The sequence below is a fragment of the Desulfonema magnum genome, assembly GCF_017377395.1.
Lineage (GTDB): Bacteria > Desulfobacterota > Desulfobacteria > Desulfobacterales > 4be13 > Desulfonema_C > Desulfonema_C magnum.
Genome location: NZ_CP061800.1, coordinates 7,162,227 through 7,183,629, shown reverse-complemented (window position 1 = coordinate 7,183,629; position 21,403 = coordinate 7,162,227). Strand labels below are relative to the sequence as shown.

Annotated in this window: 17 protein-coding genes; 6 read left to right on the top strand and 11 right to left on the bottom strand. The window is 46.1% G+C overall.

Annotation, left to right across the window (positions count from 1 at the left end; genetic code table 11):
• Window positions 1-16: 16 nt before the first annotated feature.
• Window positions 17-1,900, top strand: coding sequence for a SpoIIE family protein phosphatase (locus dnm_RS27530; RefSeq protein ID WP_207680085.1), 1,884 nt, complete (start codon window positions 17-19; stop codon window positions 1,898-1,900).
• Window positions 1,901-2,091: 191 nt separating this feature from the next.
• On the top strand, window positions 2,092-3,042 hold the full coding sequence (locus tag dnm_RS27525; protein WP_207680084.1) for a hypothetical protein: 951 nt from the start codon (window positions 2,092-2,094) through the stop codon (window positions 3,040-3,042).
• Here the strand turns inward: dnm_RS27525 and dnm_RS27520 are convergent.
• The 3 genes from dnm_RS27520 to dnm_RS27510 all read right to left on the bottom strand — a co-directional run bounded on the left by dnm_RS27520 (window position 2,994) and on the right by dnm_RS27510 (window position 5,035).
• Window positions 2,994-3,896 (bottom strand): SDR family oxidoreductase, encoded by a 903-nt coding sequence (locus tag dnm_RS27520; RefSeq protein WP_207680083.1) that lies wholly within the window; start codon window positions 3,894-3,896, stop codon window positions 2,994-2,996. The two genes, dnm_RS27525 and dnm_RS27520, sit on opposite strands and share 49 nt — an antisense overlap.
• 394 nt (window positions 3,897-4,290) lie before the next feature.
• Window positions 4,291-4,440 carry a helix-hairpin-helix domain-containing protein gene (locus dnm_RS31730; protein ID WP_435051590.1) on the bottom strand — a complete coding sequence of 50 codons (150 nt, stop codon included), beginning with the start codon at window positions 4,438-4,440 and terminating at the stop codon, window positions 4,291-4,293.
• A gap of 85 nt (window positions 4,441-4,525) precedes the next feature.
• A complete protein-coding gene (locus tag dnm_RS27510; protein WP_207680082.1) occupies window positions 4,526-5,035 on the bottom strand; it encodes a hypothetical protein in 510 nt (169 codons plus the stop codon).
• A 352-nt stretch (window positions 5,036-5,387) separates the two neighbouring features.
• Here dnm_RS27510 and dnm_RS27505 point away from each other — a divergent pair, with 352 nt between their 5' ends.
• Window positions 5,388-5,714, top strand: coding sequence for a hypothetical protein (locus dnm_RS27505; protein WP_207680081.1), 327 nt, complete (start codon window positions 5,388-5,390; stop codon window positions 5,712-5,714).
• 12 nt (window positions 5,715-5,726) lie between these two features.
• Here the strand turns inward: dnm_RS27505 and dnm_RS27500 are convergent, their stop codons facing one another.
• Window positions 5,727-7,337: a hypothetical protein gene (locus dnm_RS27500; protein ID WP_207680080.1), complete on the bottom strand. Its 1,611-nt coding sequence runs from the start codon at window positions 7,335-7,337 to the stop codon at window positions 5,727-5,729.
• Window positions 7,338-9,193: 1,856 nt separating this feature from the next.
• On the opposite strand from dnm_RS27500, the gene dnm_RS27495 reads away from it, so the two are divergent.
• The 3 genes from dnm_RS27495 to dnm_RS27485 all read left to right on the top strand — a co-directional run bounded on the left by dnm_RS27495 (window position 9,194) and on the right by dnm_RS27485 (window position 13,080).
• A complete protein-coding gene (locus tag dnm_RS27495) occupies window positions 9,194-10,075 on the top strand; it encodes an FAD binding domain-containing protein (RefSeq protein WP_207680079.1) in 882 nt (293 codons plus the stop codon).
• A gap of 85 nt (window positions 10,076-10,160) precedes the next feature.
• Window positions 10,161-10,619, top strand: coding sequence for a (2Fe-2S)-binding protein (locus dnm_RS27490; protein WP_207680078.1), 459 nt, complete (start codon window positions 10,161-10,163; stop codon window positions 10,617-10,619).
• A gap of 100 nt (window positions 10,620-10,719) precedes the next feature.
• A complete protein-coding gene (locus tag dnm_RS27485) occupies window positions 10,720-13,080 on the top strand; it encodes a xanthine dehydrogenase family protein molybdopterin-binding subunit (protein ID WP_207680077.1) in 2,361 nt (786 codons plus the stop codon).
• A gap of 793 nt (window positions 13,081-13,873) precedes the next feature.
• Here dnm_RS27485 and dnm_RS27480 read toward each other — a convergent pair.
• The 7 genes from dnm_RS27480 to dnm_RS27450 form a co-directional block, all read right to left on the bottom strand.
• Entirely contained in the window at window positions 13,874-14,323 is a 450-nt protein-coding gene (locus dnm_RS27480; RefSeq protein WP_207680076.1) for a Crp/Fnr family transcriptional regulator, read from the bottom strand.
• Window positions 14,324-14,493: 170 nt separating this feature from the next.
• Window positions 14,494-15,150, bottom strand: coding sequence for an isoprenoid biosynthesis glyoxalase ElbB (gene elbB, locus dnm_RS27475; RefSeq protein WP_207680075.1), 657 nt, complete (start codon window positions 15,148-15,150; stop codon window positions 14,494-14,496).
• A 268-nt stretch (window positions 15,151-15,418) separates the two neighbouring features.
• Complete coding sequence (locus dnm_RS27470) at window positions 15,419-17,455, bottom strand: heterodisulfide reductase-related iron-sulfur binding cluster (protein ID WP_207680074.1); 2,037 nt, start codon at window positions 17,453-17,455, stop codon at window positions 15,419-15,421.
• A gap of 3 nt (window positions 17,456-17,458) precedes the next feature.
• On the bottom strand, window positions 17,459-18,343 hold the full coding sequence (locus dnm_RS27465) for an electron transfer flavoprotein subunit alpha/FixB family protein (protein ID WP_207680073.1): 885 nt from the start codon (window positions 18,341-18,343) through the stop codon (window positions 17,459-17,461).
• Window positions 18,340-19,095, bottom strand: a complete 756-nt coding sequence (locus dnm_RS27460) for an adenine nucleotide alpha hydrolase family protein (RefSeq protein ID WP_207680072.1) — start codon at window positions 19,093-19,095, stop codon at window positions 18,340-18,342. Before dnm_RS27460 ends, dnm_RS27465 begins: the two co-directional genes overlap by 4 nt.
• 136 nt (window positions 19,096-19,231) lie before the next feature.
• Window positions 19,232-20,002 carry an enoyl-CoA hydratase/isomerase family protein gene (locus dnm_RS27455; RefSeq protein ID WP_207680071.1) on the bottom strand — a complete coding sequence of 257 codons (771 nt, stop codon included), beginning with the start codon at window positions 20,000-20,002 and terminating at the stop codon, window positions 19,232-19,234.
• A gap of 145 nt (window positions 20,003-20,147) precedes the next feature.
• A complete protein-coding gene (locus dnm_RS27450; RefSeq protein WP_207680070.1) occupies window positions 20,148-21,377 on the bottom strand; it encodes an acyl-CoA dehydrogenase family protein in 1,230 nt (409 codons plus the stop codon).
• Window positions 21,378-21,403 lie beyond the last annotated feature (26 nt).

The window sequence follows — 21,403 nt, the reverse complement described above, 5'->3', positions numbered from 1 at the left end:
GATTAAAAAGATGGTTTTGTTTAAGAGTATAAAACAGAAATTTCATATTATCGTAGGGGTTCTGATTCTTCTGGTTTGCGTCGGATATGCCGAACTTGCCGTATTCCTCAATAAGCTCAGGACCAGTTCGGAAACTGTGCAGGTATATGCAACCATAAACAAGGATATCAAAAAATTAGAAAAAGATTTCTGGGAGCTGAGGTTTTGGGAAAAAGTCGTTAACACCCGGAACCATCCGAACGCGGAAAAGCAGTTCGGAATCACCATTGAAAAGATTAAAAAAAGACTGCTGCTCCTTAATCCGAAACTTTTTACAGAGCAGTTATCAGGGAAAACCCTTCAGATATTCCGTCTGATTGTCGAATACAAAAACGCTTTTGACCAGCTCATGCAGTATGAGGCAGATCAGAAGGCAAACCGGATTCAGACGGACTCGAGTTATAATGCCCTGGCTTCTGTTATTCAGGCGAACAACGAGGCTGATTTTTACAGATTACTTGGCAGCATCGAACAATTTACAGCAAATCACCAGAAAAACCGGGGGGATCCGGAATATCAGGCCTTCAGAACTGTCTTTGAATTATTAAAAGAGAAGTTTAAGAAGCAAAACCTTATGAATGCCCGGGTGGAATCCGATTTCGCAAATCTCGAACATTCCGCTACCCGTGATTTCATGCTGGAAAAAGAAATGCGGCTGATTTACAAAAGACTGGATGAGATCAGCATGGGGCTGACAGGTCTGTTTTCGAATATATCCCAGAGTGCGGAAAAACTTTCAACAAAGGCAATATCAACCGGAAAACGGCTGCGGGACACGTTGCATCTCTGGTTTCTGGTTTCCGCAGGTATCGCGTTTATCTTACTATTAGTCATTATCAATATTATTGCCAAAACCATTGTGAATCCGATCAGGCAGATGTCGGAGGTTGTGACAGAAATTAAATCCGGAAATGATCAGGCACGTTTCTCCTCTGGTTCCGGAGATGAAATAGCGGAACTGGGATTTGCCTTTAATGACATGCTGGAAACCATCAGCGAGCATCATTATCATCTTGAGGAATTGGTGGAAAAACGCACGGCCGAATTAAACAAGACGCTCGAAAAAGTCGAGGAAGCCAATAAGAAGATTATGGACAGTCTTCAGTACGCCAAAATGATTCAGCGGTCCATGCTCACAAACCTGGACATGATTAAGATTTATCTTCCTGACAGCTTTTTCGTATGGATGCCCAGGGATATCGTCAGCGGAGATATTTTTTTCACGGATTCCTTTGATGACGGTTTTGTCATTGCTGTTCTCGATTGCACCGGACATGGCATTCCCGGAGCTTTTATGACGATGATAGCGTCTTCGGGACTGACAAGAATTATAAGAAACGAAAAGTGCCATGACCCTGCCCAGGTCCTTAAACAACTGAATTTTACGGTCAAGACATCTCTCCAGCAGGATACAGAATATGCTGTTTCCGATGATGGTCTGGATGCTGCGATTTGTCTTGTAAACACAAAAGAAAAAACCCTCGTATTTGCCGGGGCAAGACTGCCTTTAGTTTATGTTCACAATGATACATCACATATTATCAAGGGGGACAGACAAAGTCTCGGATATCGAAAATCCAATACAGATTTTAACTTCACAAACCAGACCATCAGTATTGAACAAGGAATGAGCTTTTATATGCTGACCGACGGGTTTATTGATCAGCTGGGCGGAGAAAAGAACCGTCGGTTCGGCACCAGACGTTTCAGAAATCTCGCAGAGCAAATCAGCAGGGAGCGTTTTGAAAAGCAGGGAGAAATGCTTCTCCAGACTTTCAATGAATACCAGGGAGAGAATGAAAGACAGGATGATGTCACTGTCATAGGGTTTGCTTTTAATGATTATCAGGGACAGACTTAAATTGCAAAAAACCGCTTCGCTCTATTTTTGCACTCCGGAAAAAAAAATTTCGGTCAGCCGGGTGATGCAAAAAACCGCTTCGCTCTATTTTTGCACTCCGGGAAAAAAAATTTCGGTCAGCCGGGTGATGCAAAAAACCGCTTCGCTCTATTTTTGCACTCCGGAAAAAAAAAATTTCGGTCAGCCGGGTGATGCAAAAAACCGCTTCGCTCTATTTTTGCACTCCGGAAAAAAAAATTTCGGTCAGCCGGGTGATGCAAAAAACCGCTTCGCTCTATTTTTGCACTCCGGAAAAAAAAATTTCGGTCAGCCGGGTGATGCAAAAAATGGCTTCGCTTTATTTTTGCACTCCGGGAAAAAAAATTTCGGTCAGCCGGGTGATGCAAAAAACCGCTTTGCTCTATTTTTGCACTCCGGAAAAAAAAATTTCGGTCAGCCGGGTGATGCAAAAAACCGCTTCGCTCTATTTTTGCACTCCGGAAAAAAAAATTTCGGTCAGCCGGGTGATGCAAAAAACCGCTTCGCTCTATTTTTGCACTCCGGATAAAAAAAATTCGGTCAGCCGGGTGATGCAAAAAACCGCTTCGCTCTATTTTTGCACTCCGGATAGAAAAATTTCGTTCAGCCGGGTGATGCAAAAAACCGCTTCGCTCTATTTTTGCACTCCGGAAAAAAAAATTTCGGTCAGCCGGGTGATGCAAAAAACCGCTTTGCTCTATTTTTGCACTCCGGAAAAAAAAATTTCGGTCAGCCGGGTGATGCAAAAAACCGCTTCGCTCTATTTTTGCACTCCGGAAAAAAAAATTTCGGTCAGCCGGGTGATGCAAAAAACCGCTTCGCTCTATTTTTGCACTCCGGAAAAAAAAATTTCGGTCAGCCGGGTGATGCAAAAAACCGCTTTGCTCTATTTTTGCACTCCGGAAAAAAAAATTTCGGTCAGCCGGGTGATGCAAAAAACCGCTTCGCTCTATTTTTGCACTCCGGAAAAAAAAATTTCGGTCAGCCGGGTGATGCAAAAAACCGCTTCGCTCTATTTTTGCACTCCGGATAAAAAAAATTCGGTCAGCCGGGTGATGCAAAAAACCGCTTCGCTCTATTTTTGCACTCCGGATAAAAATTTTGATCTGATGAGTATCTCCTGATAAGCGGCTTCAATATCGTGAGGATCATAGCCGATGGTATAAGCCTTTGAGCTGACAAGTGAGACATCCGGAGGACGCCTCGCAGGCATGGAAATGTCGTTCTGAAGTACAGGTTTGATCAGCGATTTGTCAATATTGAGAAGCCTTGCAACGATCTGTCCCATCTCATATCTTGAAATACGGGTGCGCCCGCCCAGATGAATGATTCCTCTCACTTTACTGAGCATGAGGAGCAGTCCCTTTGCCGCGCTTTCGGAATCCACTGGTGTCCGGTATTCGTCCGAAAAGAGCCGAATGCGTTTTCCTTCAAGCAGAGTGCGTATCATCTGCGGATCAAAACTTTTGCCTGCCCCTTCTGTATATCCGAACATGAGCGGCATCCGGCATATCGCCGTCTCAGGATAACGCCGCAACATTGCCTCTTCTGCCTCAGCTTTTTGTTCACCGTACACGCATATCGGATTTACCTCGCTTGTCTCGGCATAAGGCGGTTTCAGTCCGTCAAAAACAAGGTCAGACGAGGTGAATACACAGGGGACCCTGAAATCAGCGCATAACCCTGCTATGTTTGACGGAACTTCAACATTTACTTTTCGTGTTTCCAAAGGATTACGCTCGCAGTAATTCGGCTGGGAATAAGCGGCCGCATGTATCACCGCATCGGGCCGAATATCGGAAAACACATTTCTGAGTTCCGCATAATCAATGAGATTCAGTCTTATACTCGTTACGCGTCCCACATTTACAGAATTCGTGTTGCACACGCCGAACACATGCCATTCCGAAGCCGCGTTCACACATATGTTCCAGCCCAGAAAACCGCTGGCACCGGTGATGAGAAGTTTTTTTTTCATATTTTCAAATTTAGTATTTCACGCTCGATGATCAAGTTTTTTGACCCATTTCGGACAAAAAGCCTGTCATTTCGTCCGACGATCCGACTGAGTCCGCAGAAGTCTGAGTTCACGCCGAACGGAATGACAGAAAAAAACCTGATCATCGAGTTAAGTAAGTACCCGACCAAAAGTTTTTTATACATTTTTTTTCTGTGAACAGCGGAGAAATCCGGCTTTTTTCTTCAGGGGCGGCGGATCATTCCGGGGAAAAAGCCGGGTTTCTTTCCCGTGCAAATATCAAAAACTTATGGTTACTCGATGATCAAGTTTTTTGACCTGGTTCGAATAAAAAGCCTGTCATTCCTGCTTTCGCAGGAATGACAAAAAAACTTGAACATCGAGGGTTAGGTACTTAATTCTCTGTTTTCAATTTTTCTTTCACCGCTTCCGCCAGCTTGTGATTCACTCCGGAAAGCCTGCTGATTTCTTCGGGTGTTGCTGTCCGAATATTTTGGATGTTCCCGAAGTGTTGAAGGAGCGTCTGTTTTCGTTTTTTGCCGATTCCCGGAACCGTATCAAGAACGGAAATGATGGCGGTTTGCTTGCAGCGTTTGCGGTGAAAAGCGCGTAACCATGGGCTTCATCTCTTATCCGCTGAAGCAGGAAAAGCAGGTCATTTTCTCTGCCATATTTACAGAATTGGCTCTTCCGGGTTTGTAAATTTTATCCTCGGTTTCTCCGTTTTTCTCAGCTTTTTTGGCAATGCCGATCACCTCAAATTCTCCCTCAATATTCAGTTCTTTCAGGACCGACACAGCAATATTCAACTGCCCCTTGCTGTCGTCAACCAGCAGAAGATCGGGCCGGAGGTCTGATTTTTCTCCTTTGCCATACCGTGTTTTCAGGACTTCGGCCATATAAGCGTAGTCATCTTGTTTTGTGACGGTTCTGATTTTGTATTTCCGATATGAAGTCTTGTCAGGTTTTCCCTTTTCAAAGACAACCATTCCCATGAGGGTTTGGATAATTTTTCGTTCAGAGTTTCTGGCATTGTACAGGGAAGCAGATAGGAAGGGGAATTTTTTTCCTTTTCTTATCCGACTTCCCTGTACTTTTACGGGTAGTGTTCCAAAACTGGAGCTAAAAATCTTAACCATTTGAATCAATTTAGGAAATATCGGTTCAAGTCCAGTTTTAGAACACTACCCTTTTACGCTTAATAGCATTTTTGTTGAAACAAGACAAGAACAAAAGTACAGGGAAATAAGATAAGAAGAGGAATTTTTTCCTTTTCTTATCTCTCTTCCCTGTACTTTGGGAGTGTTCCAGTTTTGGATATCAGCCATATAACCTTCGGGATATGTTTGATAAATATGGGGCTATATCCAGACTTGGAATACTGTCAACAAAGTTTTCATTAATACTGCATAATTGACTGATTCTGTAAAAGATGATACAGACAGATGTGTAAGAGCGATAAATACCCTTAAAAAACAAGGAGGTGTCAGAATGGTGGACGGTATCACTGCGGCAGGTGTGGCAGCAGCGTTTGTTGTGGATATCGCGGCGGGAAATCTGAATGATCACGCGATTTGTCATATTATTACCAAGATCAGGAGCGGCGGCGAGCCTGTCAATCATGATCTTCAGAGGGCAGTGCGAAAATCCTTCCTTTCCGCGCTTCAGAGGATTGTGTCGGAGTGTCAGAGGGAACTGATGAAAGGTGCAGAACGGAAATTACCGTTATGGCCCGCCAAGTGCTGCCCGCAGGAACATCGGGATAATATGAAATGGCTGGACCGAAAAAACAGAGAACTGGCATCGGAACTAGTCTGATGAAAAGAAGCTTCATGCAGCATCCTGAAACCGATCCCATTTTTGTTCCGTTTTTTTGGGAGATGAGAATGCCTCTCTTCTTTTCGTCTGAACGGATTTTCCAAGAAATTTTCCGCACCATTCGGAAATTTTTTTCGTGGGAATTTTTTCCATGGCTTTCTGAACAACTTCGGCAGTCGTCACGGAAACCATGGCGGCGACACTGAGCAGAAGCGATGTGAAACCGCTTTTTGCCTGATCCTGTTCCATCCTTTTCAGTTTGCAGAATACCGATTCGATCACCTCGCTGCTTCCGAGGAGCCGCTCGCCGGGTCTGACTTTCAGTCCCTCATCCGCCACAAAAACAAGAAGTTCTCTGCGTATTTTCTCGGAACGGTCCGTGCGGGCCTGAAAATCCGGAAGCTCCCCGAGTTCACGGGCAGTTCCGCTACAGATACCTTCCTTTCTCACAAAACTTTCCGCAGTTTTCACAAGGCGGAGAATTTCCTCCCATTCCCCGATCTGCTTCTCATAACCTCTCACCCATCCCAGTTTCTCCTCAACTTTTTCAGGATCATAGTCCTCACTTGTCTCCGTCTCCTGTTTTTCAAAAAAGATGAGCATGTTCCGTCCCCAGTTAATAAGGATATCCGTATTCATGTACCGCGATTTTGTTCTCTGAGACGGAGGCGACAGCGGAGCCAGGGCCGTCTGCTGAATTTCCTTCTTCGTCTGCGACGCCGACGCTGCAAATTCCGACCATTCACTGTCATTCCCGAGTTCGCATTTCAGAACGGCGGCGGTCTTATGCTTTATATCATATATGAAACAGGTTTCCTCATGCTTCCCGCAAAATTTGCCGATTCCCGATTTCAGGTCAGTTCCGCGATCCGCTATGATTTCTCTCGGTACTCCGGTTATTTTCGCGGCATGTTCGAGCTGTTGCCAGACGATCTCTCCGTCCGATTTTGTCACCGGAAGCAGGGAAATCGGCTCCGCATCCTCATGGCTGACGTATCTTTCGGGGCATGGCAGAGAGGAAAGAGGGATGCCGAGGATCACCAGACACTTCTCCGCTCCGATCTGAATCGTGTGATCGACTATCCATACCCACTTCGCCGCCTTCGTCTTCGGTCTTGTGAGCTTGTAATATCCCAGGCGGAGCAGCCACAGTCTGCCGGAATACCATGACGGAGAAGACATCGGAAGACGGAGGAACGAGATGAATATCTCAATGGCGCGGGCCGCGCCCCGGAGACATGTCGCCGATGACAGAACCAGAGAGACAAAGAGGAAAATGTGGGCAACAGAATAACTGTGGCCGGAAGGAAAAATGTCAAACTCCTCGGCATATCCCGGCATATCTGCCTTCCCGTCATCTTTTTTTTTCAATGTCTCATACTCTTTCTCTCTTTTCCGTTCCTCCGATTTTATCCGGGCAAGTTCCGCCCTGAGATATCTCACCTGATTTTTAAGTTTCTCCCTGCCTTTTTCCAGAAAACGGACTCTGTTGCTGAGACGTTTGTTCCTCACCCTGGCGTAACGGCATTTCTCTTTCCACTGATCGCGACTTTTCTCAAAAAATCTGACCAGCTTTCTTCGGGGGCTTTTATAAATTTTTTCTCCGTTTTGCGCATCTCTCATTTTTTTTGCCCTCCTTTTTTTCTTATTTTATACAAACTGGCAGATAATATCATAAGTCAGTTTAAAACACAATCATATGACGGAACAAAAATCACAACATTTTTATAAAAGAAATCTCTCTGAATATAGCTAATTTTCATCACCCCAGGTACTTAGTGTAAGCATATCTGCTTAGGGAACACCAAATAAAAAATATACCCGGTACTGTCCGACTCATTGATTTAATTTCACCTGAATTAAGCGGTTCTCTTTGACAACAATCTGCCGATAATCTGATATAATCGCATTGCCTGTTTTAGGCGATCTCCGGAAAGAACACACCCGCATATTTTTCAGTTCGCAGTTCCGCGTTTAGGCGGTCTCGCACCGCACCGCACATTTTTCAATTCGCAGTTCAGCGTTTAGGCAGTCTCACACTGCCTAAACGCTGAACTGCGAACTGAACTGAGATATGCCGGGTGTGTTCTTTTCCAAAAAATCGCCTAAAATGAGGGACACACCTTTTTTTAACCAGAAAATTATAAGTACCTAACCATAAGTTTTCGATATTTGCCCGGGGAAGAAACCCGGCTTTTTTTCCGGAATGATTCGCCGGCTCTGAAGGAAAAAGCCGGGTTTCTCGGCCGTTCGCAGAAAAAAAATGTATAAAAAACTTTTGATCGGGTACTTAAAACTCTAAAGTATAACAGGTTTTTAATTCTACCTGTTGTATTATCAACAATTTACAGGTCATATTTTAGGCAGATTTGATGCAAGTTTCTGATAATATTTGTTTTTATTTTTTAATATAATTAAATCATAAGGTTGAAATTTTATCGGATCAGCCATGGCATAATTCGGACATCTGAGAGAAAATTTTCGGCTTTCCGACAAATTTTTATGATTACTGCTCATACTTGCTGCCATATCATAAATATGTTATTGTAAATAAAAGATATTTTTATAAAACACCGTGTGTTGTAAGTAAAGTATGAGTAATTCGAAGTCCGCCGGACGAAAAAGGCGGAGGAAAATCTCAGGATTTTCATCCGGGGCTGTTTCAAATTTAACTGTCCGTAAAATAAGCAAATATTAATATATCATTTAAAATAAGTAACTTGCATTAAAATTGCCTGAAATATGGTCCGTAACCCACTGAAAATACAATAGGTAGAATTATAAAGCCGATAAACTTTAGTTAAAACTGACATACCCGATATCTGAATTTTACTCAAAAAAAACGATTTCCATAAAATGAAACAGTTTTATTTTTTACTGAAATATACAGAAGCTGCTTTTTACACAAAAAAATAGTTTCCTTATTCTCGGTTGCATGGCAGGCCAGCATTCCCTCCTGCAATCGGTGGAGAAATTCGTGGAGAAATTAAACAATCTTTCATCTCTGCTGAGACTGTCACACTGTCAGGGTGGCAGAGAAATAAAACGGATTTTTTTTGCCCTTCTATGACAACAGTCACAGACTCCCTTTTTCCGTTCTGATAAAATCAGTTTTTTTTGCTTCCTCGAAAATAAATACGAACCCATAAACAGAGGTAATATCTGAGCCAATTAATTTTGATAGATTTGTTATTTCATAAGGATATGTCTGTCATGTAATTTTACGTCTTAATGTTTTATATCATATTGTTTTCATTGTATTTATATATATACGAAAAGAAATTTTTTCATAAATACAAAAAAAATATAGCTCAGATGGTTTTTGTATTGACAAAAAATAGCTAAATAGCTAAATTGTAGCTATTAATTTGGTAGGTTAATTTTTCTATAATTCTATTATCCCTCTTAACTTTTAATATGCCCGTAATGAGTTCAGAAAAAAACTCGTTATTTTCATACAAAAAGACAAGGAGAAAAAAATGCTTTTACCCAAGTTTGATTTTCATGAGCCTGCAACAATAGCGGAAGCTTGCCAGATGATGGCAGAATTCGGCTCAGAAGCCAGGCTGATTGCGGGCGGTACAGACCTGATGGTCAACATGAAACACAAGGTCATATCGCCGAATCATGTGGTTTCCCTTTCAAGAATTGACGATCTTAAAAAACTGGATTTGTCAGACAGCACCGTAAAAATCGGGGCCTGTTTTACGGTTGCGGAGATCACTGAATCGGAAGAAATCGGTAAGAAACTGAGTGCTTTGCGGACAGGTGCCCGCGCACTGGGATCTCCTCTGGTGCGAAATCGTGCCACCATTGGCGGAAATTTGGGAACAGCCCGGCCCGCGGCTGATCTTCCCCCTTCTCTCATGGTTTACGATGCAAAAGTGGTTCTGACAAAGAGTTCCGGTGAGAGAGAAGTTTCCCTGGATAGCTTTTTCAAGGGACCCGGAGTGACCGAAATACAGCCTGACGAGATTCTCACGGAGATCCGTGTGGATGTTCCGCCTCCCCACGCGGGAGCCGGTTATATCAACTTGGGCATTCGGCAGGCTCAGGATTGTAATTTGGTAAATGTCGCTTCTTATATTGCTTTGGACGGTCCGGACGGAACCATTCAGTCCGCACGGGTCGTGATGGGATGCGTAGGCCCGACGCATCTGAGAGCGTCGTCTGCTGAAAAACTTCTCATCGGCGAAAAACCTTCGGATGAACTGTTTGAAAAGGCCGGTGAGGCTGCCATGGGAGACTGTACCCCTATTGATGACTTCAGAGGCTCCGCACAGTATAAGAAAGCTATGGTCGGTGTGCTGACAAAAAGAACCCTCGGCATTGCCCTGAAAGAAGCAAAAGATCGCGGATAATTGGGAAACCGGGGAATGAACTTCCGAACTTACCGAACATACCAAATTCCCAACTTCCCAAATTCTCAGAAGGAGATTAATTTAAATGAAAAAACTCATTAATCTGACTATTAATGACAAAGAATATGAAGTGGCTGTCGAGCCGAATCAGACCCTGACGGACGTGATCCGTTATGATATCGGCCTGACCGGGACCAAAAAGGGATGCGAGACAGGAGACTGCGGCTCGTGTACAGTGATCATGGACGGGAAACCAGTCAACTCATGCCTTGTGCTGGCCATGCAGGCCGCGGGGAGAAATATCACGACCATTGAGGGCTTGGAAACAGAGGACGGACTTGACCCGGTTCAGGAAGCCTTTGTGGAAAAGGGCGCGGTTCAGTGCGGATTCTGTACATCCGGCATGATCCTTTCCGCAAAAACCCTGCTGGATCGCAATCCCAACCCGAACGAAGCTGAAATCCGAAGCGCCATATCAGGAAACCTCTGCCGATGCACAGGATACCAGAAAATCGTAGAAGCCGTAGAATCAGTGAACAAGTAATCAGTAAAGAATTGAAAATTGAAAATTGAAAATTATCAATTATTAATTATCAATTATCAATTATCAATTATCAATTATCAACTGATATAGGAGAAAATAAATGAGCGAATATGACGTGATTAATAGCAGAGCCCCCAAAGTGGATGCCCCTGCCAAAGCCACAGGTCGGGCAGTTTTTGTGGACGATATGAGTATGCCGGGGATGCTGTACGGAGCAATTCTGCAAAGCCCGGTGGCCCATGCGAAAATCGTTAATATTGATACGTCGGCAGCGGAAAAACTTCCGGGGGTGAAAGCGGTTATCACTTCCAAAGAAGCTGGCCTGGTTCAGTACGGCGTAAGCCCTGCCCGGTATGATGAAACCATTTTCTGCCACGACAAAGTAAGATACGTGGGAGACGAGATTGCCGCAGTAGCCGCCACAGACCTTGAGACAGCCTTGGAAGCTGTTTCTCTCATAAAAGTGGAATATGAGGACCTTCCCATCGTGCTGACCATTGATGAAGCTATGGCCGAAGGCGCTCCGGTGCTTCACGATAAATATCCCGGAAATTTATGTGCGGAAGTGCATCAGGAATTCGGGGACGTGGAAGCCGCATTCAAAGAATGCGACATCATTAAAGAAACGACGTTTAAGAATAAACGCCAGGATGCGGCGTTTATCGAAACCCAGGGTTGTCTTGCCAATTATGATCTTCTGGGCAACCTGACGCTGTACACTTCCACCCAGGTTCCCCATTATGTTCAGAGAATTCTGGCCATGGTTCTCAAGCTTCCTGTGGGAAAAGTCAGAGTTGTCAAGCCTTATGTGGGCGCAGGATTCGGCATCAAAGCCGGGACCAACCCCATGGAAATCATCTCATGTCTCCTTTCCATGAAAACCGGAAAGCCGGTGAAGATGAACTATTCCAGAGAACAGGTCTTCATGTTCGGCCGCGCACGCCATCAGTTCACACATACCATGAAAACCGGTGTGAAAAAAGACGGTACCATCATGGCACTGGAACACCAATGCTATCTGGACGGCGGCGCATATTCAAGCTTCGGAATTGCCACAGTATATTACGCAGGTTCCCTGCTCGGGGGACCTTACAAAATGCCCAACATGAAATATGACGGGTACCGGATTTACACCAACAAGCCTGCCTGCGGCGCACAGCGGGGTCACGGTGGTGTGGCTGCCAGAGCCTGCTGGGAACAGCAGCTGGATATGATCGCGGAAGAGCTGGAAATGGATCCCCTGGAAATGCGGCTGAAGAATATGATGGTTGCGGGAGACACCACCTGTAACGATCTCAACATGAGCAGCCTGGGGATGAAGGAATGTATTGAGGCTGTAAGAGAAGGTTCTGATTGGAACAACAAGAAAAATAGCCTGCCCAAGGGTAAAGGCATTGGTATGGCCTGCGGGTTTTTCGTTTCCGGCGCGGGATATCCCATCTATCGCTCTGAGACCTATCACAGCACCGCTTATATCAAACTGACCGAGGACGGAGGAACAGCCCTGCTTTATACCGCATGCGCTGAGATCGGCCAGGGATGTGAGACGACCTTCTCCATGATCGCGGCCGAGGCCCTGGGCATTCCGCTGGACAGCGTGAGAGTGGAATCCGGTGACACAGATTTCGGTGTTGACTTGGGTGCGTATTCCAGCCGGCAGACCCTCATGACCGGCCATGCGGTGAAGGAAGCAGCCGAAGATGTGAAACAGCAGGTGCTGGCGGTGCTTTCGGAAGAACTGAAGATTCCCGCGGAAGATATGGATATCAAGAAGGGCGTGGTCATCTTCAAAAAAGATAAACCGGATTTCAGTGAAATGCGAGTCCGTTACATCAAAGAACACCGCGGCTGGACCGATAATCCGGAAGAGGGAGACGAACTCTCCTTTAAAGAAGCATCCCGTATCGCGTATCTTGCCAAAGGAAGCATCGTGGGAACCGGTAAGTACAGACCGCAGCAGCTTGGCGGCAAGTTCAAAGGCGCTGCAGTGGGGACCTCTCCGGCTTACGGCTGTTCCGCACAGATCGTGGAAGTCACCGTGGATGAAGGGACCGGCAAAGTCACGATTGATAAAATGACCGACGCACATGACTGCGGCCGTGCCATCAACCGCACATCCGTGGAAGGCCAGATGCACGGGTCTCTCTCCATGGGAGTGGGTGAGGCCATGTATGAAGAGGTCAAGATTGATGACAAGGGAAAAGTCATTAATTCCGATCTGGCAGAGTACAAAATCCCCACGGCTCTGGATATGCCCAATATGGAGACCATCATCGTGGAAAGCGATGAACCCAACGGACCTTTTGGTGCCAAAGAGGTCGGAGAGGGTGCGATCATGCCCACCATCCCCGCCATCCTCAACGCTGTTTATGACGCCATCGGTGTGAGAATCTGGGAATTGCCGCTCACACCGGAACGGGTTTACACGGCCATTCAGGAATATAAAGACAAGAATAAATAAGAAGTAAGTTCTTTTGTCTGATTTTAAGTGTTTAAGTGTTTAAGTGTTATGCAGGAATATAACACCTAAACACTAAACACTATTTTTTACCAGGTAATATGATACTGGCAGACCCCATCGCCTTTTTTGACGCATGTAATTTGTGCGACACTCCCCCCTCTGATTCCGAACAGTATCAGCCATGAATGTCTCCCATATTGTTGGGTCAATCCAGTCATCTTTTGTCATTTCATCCCAATGTTTGCCGCAAGCCTTAAATAAAAATTCATCCGCTTTTTCCTGGATTTCGGGGGTAAGTCCCATAAGAGAACCTGTGAGTTGAATGATAAGTACCCGATCAAAAATTTTTTATACTCGATAATCAAGTTTTTTTGTTATTCCTGCGAAAGCAGGAATCCACTGCTTCCGGAAGCGTGGCCTCTGCCCAGAATGGATTCCTGCTTTCGCAGGAATGACAGGGTTTTTAATCGAAGCGGGTCAAAAAACTTGAACATCATCGAGTGATAAGTACCCGATCAAAAATTTTTTATACATCTTTTTTTCCGTGAACCGCGGAAAAGCCCGGGTTTTTCCCTCACCGGAGGCGGATCATTCCGGGAAAAACCCCGGGTTTCTTTCCCGGGAATATATCGAAAACTTATGGTTAGGTACTTATTCAGGTGACGGACAGACGGGGTTTGTTGTTTATGATGACGGAAAAGATGATGAGATCAATATCTGCGGGGAAGGACTGCAACACGGGAAAAAAGTCTGTCTGACAGTGTGCCTGACTTTTAAGCTCCCGGACAAATTTCTATACTTTCGGTATCGGATGCGTTCTGTACATCAGTCTGCGTTTTGCAACCAATGCTATTTTTTTCATAATCAGAAAGCCCAGTTCAAAGTCCTGATAAAAAAGGAGTGTGAGATCATCGGCCAGGAAACGCAGCACTGTAACCGGTGTCAACGTTTTTGCATCACTGAGATATGCCTTTTTCTCCATCTCAATTAAGGATGAAAATCCAATGGCTCCTCCCACTGAAATTGTCTCCAGCCGAACCGTTTTGCCTGTGAGACTTTCCATCTGAAGGCTTATTTCGCCTTCCAGAATGATATAAAAATAATCAGCAGCTTTTTTTCTCTTATTCAGATAATCGCCTGTTTCATATTTTTGCAGCTGGGCCACAGAAACCAGTCTTTCAATCATTTCATCTGATAATTCTTCAAAAAATGGAATGGATTTTAGAATATTGGGATCAACCACGAGAGTTCTCCTTTGAAAGTTGAAACTGGAAACTTGAAATCGGTTATCCGGATGTTCAGAGAAGCTTCATATATACTTATGTCGCTGTTCCGAGTTTCCAGTTTCCAGTTTCAGGTTGGCACGGAAAGGAATGAGCCAAAAAATATCTGATGATAAAGCCTAAAGCCTTATCAGATCATGGAGAGAATCTGTGTGACCACCTTCTCTATGCCCTTTGCCACGTCTTTTATACCAGGTCCCAGCATATAAGCGGGTGTTGTCACAATTTTATTTTTTTCATCCACCGCGATTTCATCCACCGCGCAGACTTTATGTTTAACCCCTATGGCGTTCAATGCGCCGATGACCTGTTCTTCTTTTCCGATGGTCATTTCCGGGGCTTTTTCTTTTACGGCCATGCCAAGCGTGGCCGGTGCGATACAGAGCGCGCCCACAGGCTTGCCCGCGTTCACCATGTCATTGACCAGTTGTCTGACATCGGGATTTACTTCCCCTTCGGGGCCTTTGAATGCAAACTCGCTCAGATTTTTCGCTGCCCCGAATCCTCCGGGCAGAATCAGCGCGTCAATATCGTTGCTCTTTACTTCTTTTATGTTTTTAATCTCACCTCTTGCAATCCTGGCGGATTCAACCAGCACGTTCCGCGTCTCATTCATTTCTTCCTGTGTGAGATGATTGATCACATGGGCCTGAGGGATATCCGGCGCCATACATACGGCCTCTGCCCCTTGCTGATCCAGGTAAAGAAGGGTTAAAACAGCCTCATGTATCTCAGCCCCGTCAAAAACGCCGCAACCGGACAACAAAACACCTACTTTTTTTCCCATATCTGCCTCCGCTTTAAATTATCTTAAATTATAGACTTCAAGAAAAAGATTATCCACAGAAGCGCAAGGGTTTTTTCCATATATTTTTTTGTATATTCAAAGTGTTTCTTATATACGGAAAGACCCTGCCCTCTTTTTGCTCGGACAAACATTATCTTAAAAGTTGTTGCTTTGTCAACTATGAAAGTGTTAGGTGTTAGGTGTTAGGAAAAATAAGCTCCGACCATCTAACACCTAACACCTAACACTTAACACCTAACACCTTTTTTTAATCATCCTTCAACTGCATACTGACCAATTCCGCAATGTCAAACGCCTTCTGCTCTTCTGTAAACTTTTTTGAACCATCGGTGATCATGAGAAGACAAAAGGGGCAGGCTGTGGCAATAACATCAGCGTTTGTGTCAAGTGCTTCTCTGGTTCTGACCTGATTGATTCTCGTTCCTTCTTCTTCTGCCCAGTAGTTGCCGCCGCCGCCGCCGCAGCAAAAGCTTTCTCTTCTGTTTCTGGGCATCTCAACAAGTTCTCCGATGGAAGAAACAACCTCACGCGGCTCATCAAGGATGTTGTTCCGCCTTCCCAGGTAACATGGGTCGTGATAGCAGATCGTTTTTGTGCTTTTTGTAAGGTTCAGTTTTCCTGACTCCATCAGCACTTTTATAAATACAGAATGCGGCGTGACTTCATATACACCGCCCAGTTTGGAATAATGACGGACAAAACTGTTATAACAATGGGGACATAAGGTGATAATCTTCTTTACCCCGAGTTCTGAGAACTCTTCAATATTCTGTTCTGCAAGTTCGTTAAACAGAAACTCGTTTCCCATTTGTTTGGCAGGATCGCCTGTACAGCGTGCTTCTTCAAGAATACCGTAAGAAACGCCGGCATGGTCCAGGATGTTCACCATTTCCCGCGCAATCTTCTGGGCGCGTTCCTCATATGTGACTGAGCATCCGATCCACAAGAGATATTCTGTTTTTCCGGCTTCAAAGATCGGGACTTCCAAGTCCTTACGCCAGTCTTTCTGGCCCGCACCGGTTCCGAAAAAGGGATGCTGTCTCAGTTCAAGGCTGCTGTGCGCTTTGCCCATGAGTTCGGGAATTTCGGACCGTTCCATAATAAGATGCTGCCGCAGTTTCATAATGGTCTTTGGCTGATTAATGCAGACCGGACATGCTTCCATACAGGCTGCGCATGTGGTACAGCTGAATACCGCGTCACTGGAGACCGCGTCCACCAAAGATTCGTCCTCTAATTTCCCCTGTTGCAGGTATTCCGCAAGTGTGACCATCACCCCTTTGGGGGAAAGCGTTTTTCCTGTCTGGGCAGCAGGACAGACTTCATGACATCTTCCGCACCAGAGGCATGTGGTATAATCAATCAGTCGTTTATAAGTGAAATCCGTGAGCTTGGCCGCGCCCAGCGGCGGTGTATCTTCAGCCTCTTCGTCTTCAAAAGAGGAGAAATCCATCACGCCCATTTTGGGTCCGGGAAGCGGATCCGCGAGGGCCGCATTGACCGGAGCCAGGACAACATGCACCAAGGGAGAATACGGAATATATGCAATAAATGCCAGAGCAAGCAGACCATGCATCCACCACATATACTGATGAAAAACAAGCCAGCCCTGCGTATCTCCGAACAGCGGCGGAAACCAGGTTCCGGCAATCACGTCCGGGGTAATGCTGCCGGCAGCGAGATGGGCAAGCGGCGTGTTCTGAGCCAGCCAGTTCCCCACAAATGCTCCCGGATCGGTTCCGTTATAGGCGATTCTGGCTGCCTCGGCCAGAAAACCGGTAACAAGAATAAGTCCCAGCAGAATGACAATGGAAATGAATCCGTTCCGCTCTTTAGGAACAGTTAATCTTTCCGGCGAAAAAAAGCCTCTTCGGATCAGCAGAAAAAGGAGTCCGCCCAGTGCGGCCAATCCCGCGAGGTCAAGCGTAAATGACATAAACCAGCGGTTAAAGATTCCGTTGAAGACAGGCACACCAAACAAAACATTAAGAAATACCAGCGCCGTCCCGATAAACAGGAGAACCATTCCCCAGAACAGGCAGCCGTGGGCGATGCCCGTATAGGGCTTCTTATATATTTTTGTCCCCAGAATTCCTTTTGTAAATAACGCACGGAGATATATCGGACCCAGTTTGCCAGGAAAATCCGGCCTGATTCTGGCCCTTCCCTGGCGTATCAGTTTCCACCAGCGATACATCCCATAAACAAAAAGCGCGACAAACGGAATCGCGAACGCATCAATCAGAATGCCATAGCTGATGTTCCAATAGGGAATCCGTCCCATTTATTACTCCTCTCTCAGTACGTTATTCAGCGCGGGCATAATCTTCTTATAATCAGCGATGATTCCGAAGCGGGCGCGCTTGAAGATATTGGCTTCCTCATCCTTATTAATCGCCACCACACATTTGGCATTGGCAATACCTGCCAGATGCTGGCTTGCGCCGGATATTCCGACTGCGAAATAGACACCCGGGGCAACGATCTTTCCGGTCTGACCGATCTGGAGTGTCGGAGCAGCCCAGCCTTCATCCACGGCACCCCTTGACGCACCGACCGCGCCTTTGAGAATCTCCGCCATCTCCTGCAACATGGAAAAATTATCCGGGCCGCCCATGCCTCTGCCGCCGGAGACAACCACTTCCGCGTCCTCAAGGGGGACACCTTCTGATTTTTCCTGCTTTTCCGCAATCAGGCTTACCAGAGGCTCTGCAATGGTCAGCGTCTCAGCCGCTGTTGTTCCTTCCAATTCGGCAGGTTCAAAATATTTTCTTCTTATGGTGAGAATCGCGGGCGTTGCGGTAATCTTATATGTTGCCACAGCCTTGCCGCCGTACATGGGACGCCTGACCACAAGATCAGGTTCAATGCCGATCACCTCGGAAACAACGGACGCTGAAAGTTTGGCTGCGACAGGTCCGGCAAGTCCTGCTCCCACGGTTGAGGCGCTGAACAGAACGACTTGGTATTCTTCTTTCTGAATCAGTTCGGCAATGGCCGGGACCAGATTTGCGGATATGGTTTCTTCAGTCTGCCACGCTTTGTTATAGACTCCCGGAACATCTCCCGCCCCGAGCGCAACGATATCCGGCGTGTCACAAAATTCCTTACTGACCGTAACCAATTCGCCAAGTCTTTTGGGTTCAATGATTTCAACAATAAGTGTTTTCATAGATATCGCTCCTCCCTCAGTTTTGTCAGTAATGTTTTTACGGTTTCTCCCACATCTTCCACCGGCAAAAATTCACATACCGAATCCATTGTTGGGATTTCCACGGAAACTTCTTCAATTCCCATGGCATTACTTTCAACTTCCGCGACTTTCTCCACTGGTTTTTTCTTTGCGGCAAAAATAGCCCGAACCGCGGGGATGCGAGGCACATTCTCCGGGATACTGGTAATGGAGAACACACCTTTGCCATTGAACTGCAAGTCGCGGCTCCCGGTTTCTGTAAGCTGGCTGATCTTCCATCCGCCGTTCTCAGATTCGATCTTACTGACCTGGGGAATGAAGGTGAGGCCCAGCATTTCAGCTAAGGTGCCATGGACAACCCCTCTGTCCATATCTGCGGATTGCTGGCCTGCCAGGATCAGATCCACATCGCCCAGATTGTCAATGGCCATTTTGAGATTCGCGGCAATCACCGACGCATCATCTGACTGTCCCGTAACCAGTACGAGTTTCTCGGCTCCCATTGCAATGGCTTTTCTCAGAACCGGAATATCGTCTTCCGCGCCGTAGGATATGATTGTCAGCGAGGCTGAATATTTTTCTTTTAACTGTACACCTGTTTCTATGGCATTTTCATCGTACAGTCCCATCATTCTCGTGTATCTGCTGTGCGCCCGATTATCTGATAACTCAAAATCCCCTGCCGGGACCTCATAATCGGGTACGACTTTCGCCAACACCGCAATATGCATATAACCCCCCATTCTTTTAGGAAGAAGTGTCCGGATGTTTCAGACAAGACCTCCGGACACTCACAGACACTTAACAACTTAACAACTAACAACTTAACAACTAACAACTCGGACACTTTTTAACAAAGGAAACAATTTATTTCCCCTTATACTCCGGAGGTCTCTTTTCACCAAATGCCTTGAATCCTTCCTTCCGATCTTCGGTATCTCTCAGCACACCCCAGAGCAGATGGGAAAAGGCAATTCCGTTTTCAAGCGGCATATCCAGACCCATGACGATGGCCTGTTTGGCAGCCTTTACGCTCAACGGTGCGTTGTTTGCAATTCGCTCCGCATATTTCGTGGCCAGATTCAGGAGTTCGTCCGGTTCCACCACATCACTGACCAGTCCGACCCGATGGGCTTCCTGTGAGTCAATCATTTCTCCGGTGAGAAGCATTTTCATGGCCACAGCCTGGGGAATTGCGCGAGGGAGGCACTGTGTCCCGTTCAATCCTGCCAGACTTGCCACTTTCACCTCTGTCAGACCGAATTTCGCCTTGGAACTGCATATTCTCAGATCACATGCCAGGGCCATTTCCAGTCCGCCGCCAATGGCGTAACCGTTAATCGCGGCAATGATAGGCTTCCACATTTTCATATGCGGAACAATGGGCTGTCCGTCCCGAAGATAAATCGCTGCCATACACTCTTCGGGCGGCGGTGTCTTTTTCATATCTGTGCCAGTGCAAAAGGATTTTTCACCGGCTCCTGTCAGTACAGCCACCCGGATATCATCATCATTTTTCACTTCTGTCCAAATATTGAACAATGCGTCAACAGATTCAGGGTCTAAAGAATTCATGGCCTCGGGCCGGTTCAGTGTGATGTACGCGACATGATTCTCTTTTTTGAAATCTACACCCATTTTTTATGCTCCTTATCCTTGTGTTACCCGATGTTCAGGCTTTCGGACCTGTCATTTCTGCGAAAGCAGGAATCCTTAAAGAGAAGAGGGATTCCCCCTTTCGTAGGAATGACAGGACAATCCTGAACATCAGCGATTAACAATTTTATTGCTCTTTTTCCATGATAAAAATATTGTACGGCTTTTTCTCCCGCAACAATGATCGTGCAATGGTCCATCTGTGGATTTCCGAAGGTCCTTCCAATATCCGCCAGATTCTGACCATTCTGGCCACATACTCGATCCCCAGTTCTTTTGAAAGCCCTACGCCGCCGTGCATCTGGATTGCTCTGTCCGCCACCTTTGAGAGCATTTCAGTTGCCAGCACTTTGAGGGAGGAGCCTTCGGTACGAAGGTCTGTGTAACCCTGGTCGGATTTCCACGCGGCATAGTAAAGCAGCAGCCGGGTACTTTCCAACTCCATGGTGGAATCCGCGATCCAGTTCTGTATGGTCTGACGGTCGCCCAGAAGTTTGCCAAATGTGGTACGGGTATTGGCCTGGTCAATCATCATCTGGATCAGTCTTTCGGCCATGCCTGTGCAGCGGGATGCCAGTTCGATGCGCCTTACGCCAAAACGGTTCTGTAAGGGAATAAAAGCCTTGCCCACTTCACCCAAAATCGCCTCATCTCCGACTTCGACATCTTCCAGGATCAGGTCCCAGGTCGGCATCGCGCCGATGACGGGAATCTCTTTTCCGATTCTCACCCCGGGCATGTCTTTGTCAATAATAAAGGCTGTAAATTTATCCCTTGTGGAAGCCTCTTTGTCTGTTACGGCAATCAGAATAAAAAACACATTGGATTTGTCACATTTGCTGATAAAAGTTTTTGTGCCATTGATGACCCATTTGTCTCCCTTACGGACCGCGGTTGTTTTCAGGCCGCTGACATCGGATCCGGCTCCGGGTTCCGTGGCTGCCATGGCAGAGTCAAGCTCATTATTGCAGTAAGGCACAAAGTATTTGTCCCGCTGGCTTTCCTGGCAACACGCATGCAAATAATAAAGGTTGGGCGCATCCGGGGGCAGCATGAACCCGTGAGGAGAAAATCCCACCAGACACTTGCTCATTTCTTCCATGACCATGGTCTTTGCCAGCATTCCCAGGCCCTGTCCGCCAAACTTCTCTTCAACCTCAAGTCCCCAGAAACCTAATTCTTTTGACTTTGCCAACAACCGCTCTTTGTCATCTTTGGGAATCAGCGGGCCCGGCTCGGTCCACAAACTCATATCCCGTTCAAGGAGGGTTTTTTCCAGAGGCATCATTTCTCTTTTCACGAACTCCCGCATGGCCTCTTTCAGCATCATATATTCTTCAGGAACTGCAAAATCCATATATAAGACTCCCTAATTAATCAAAT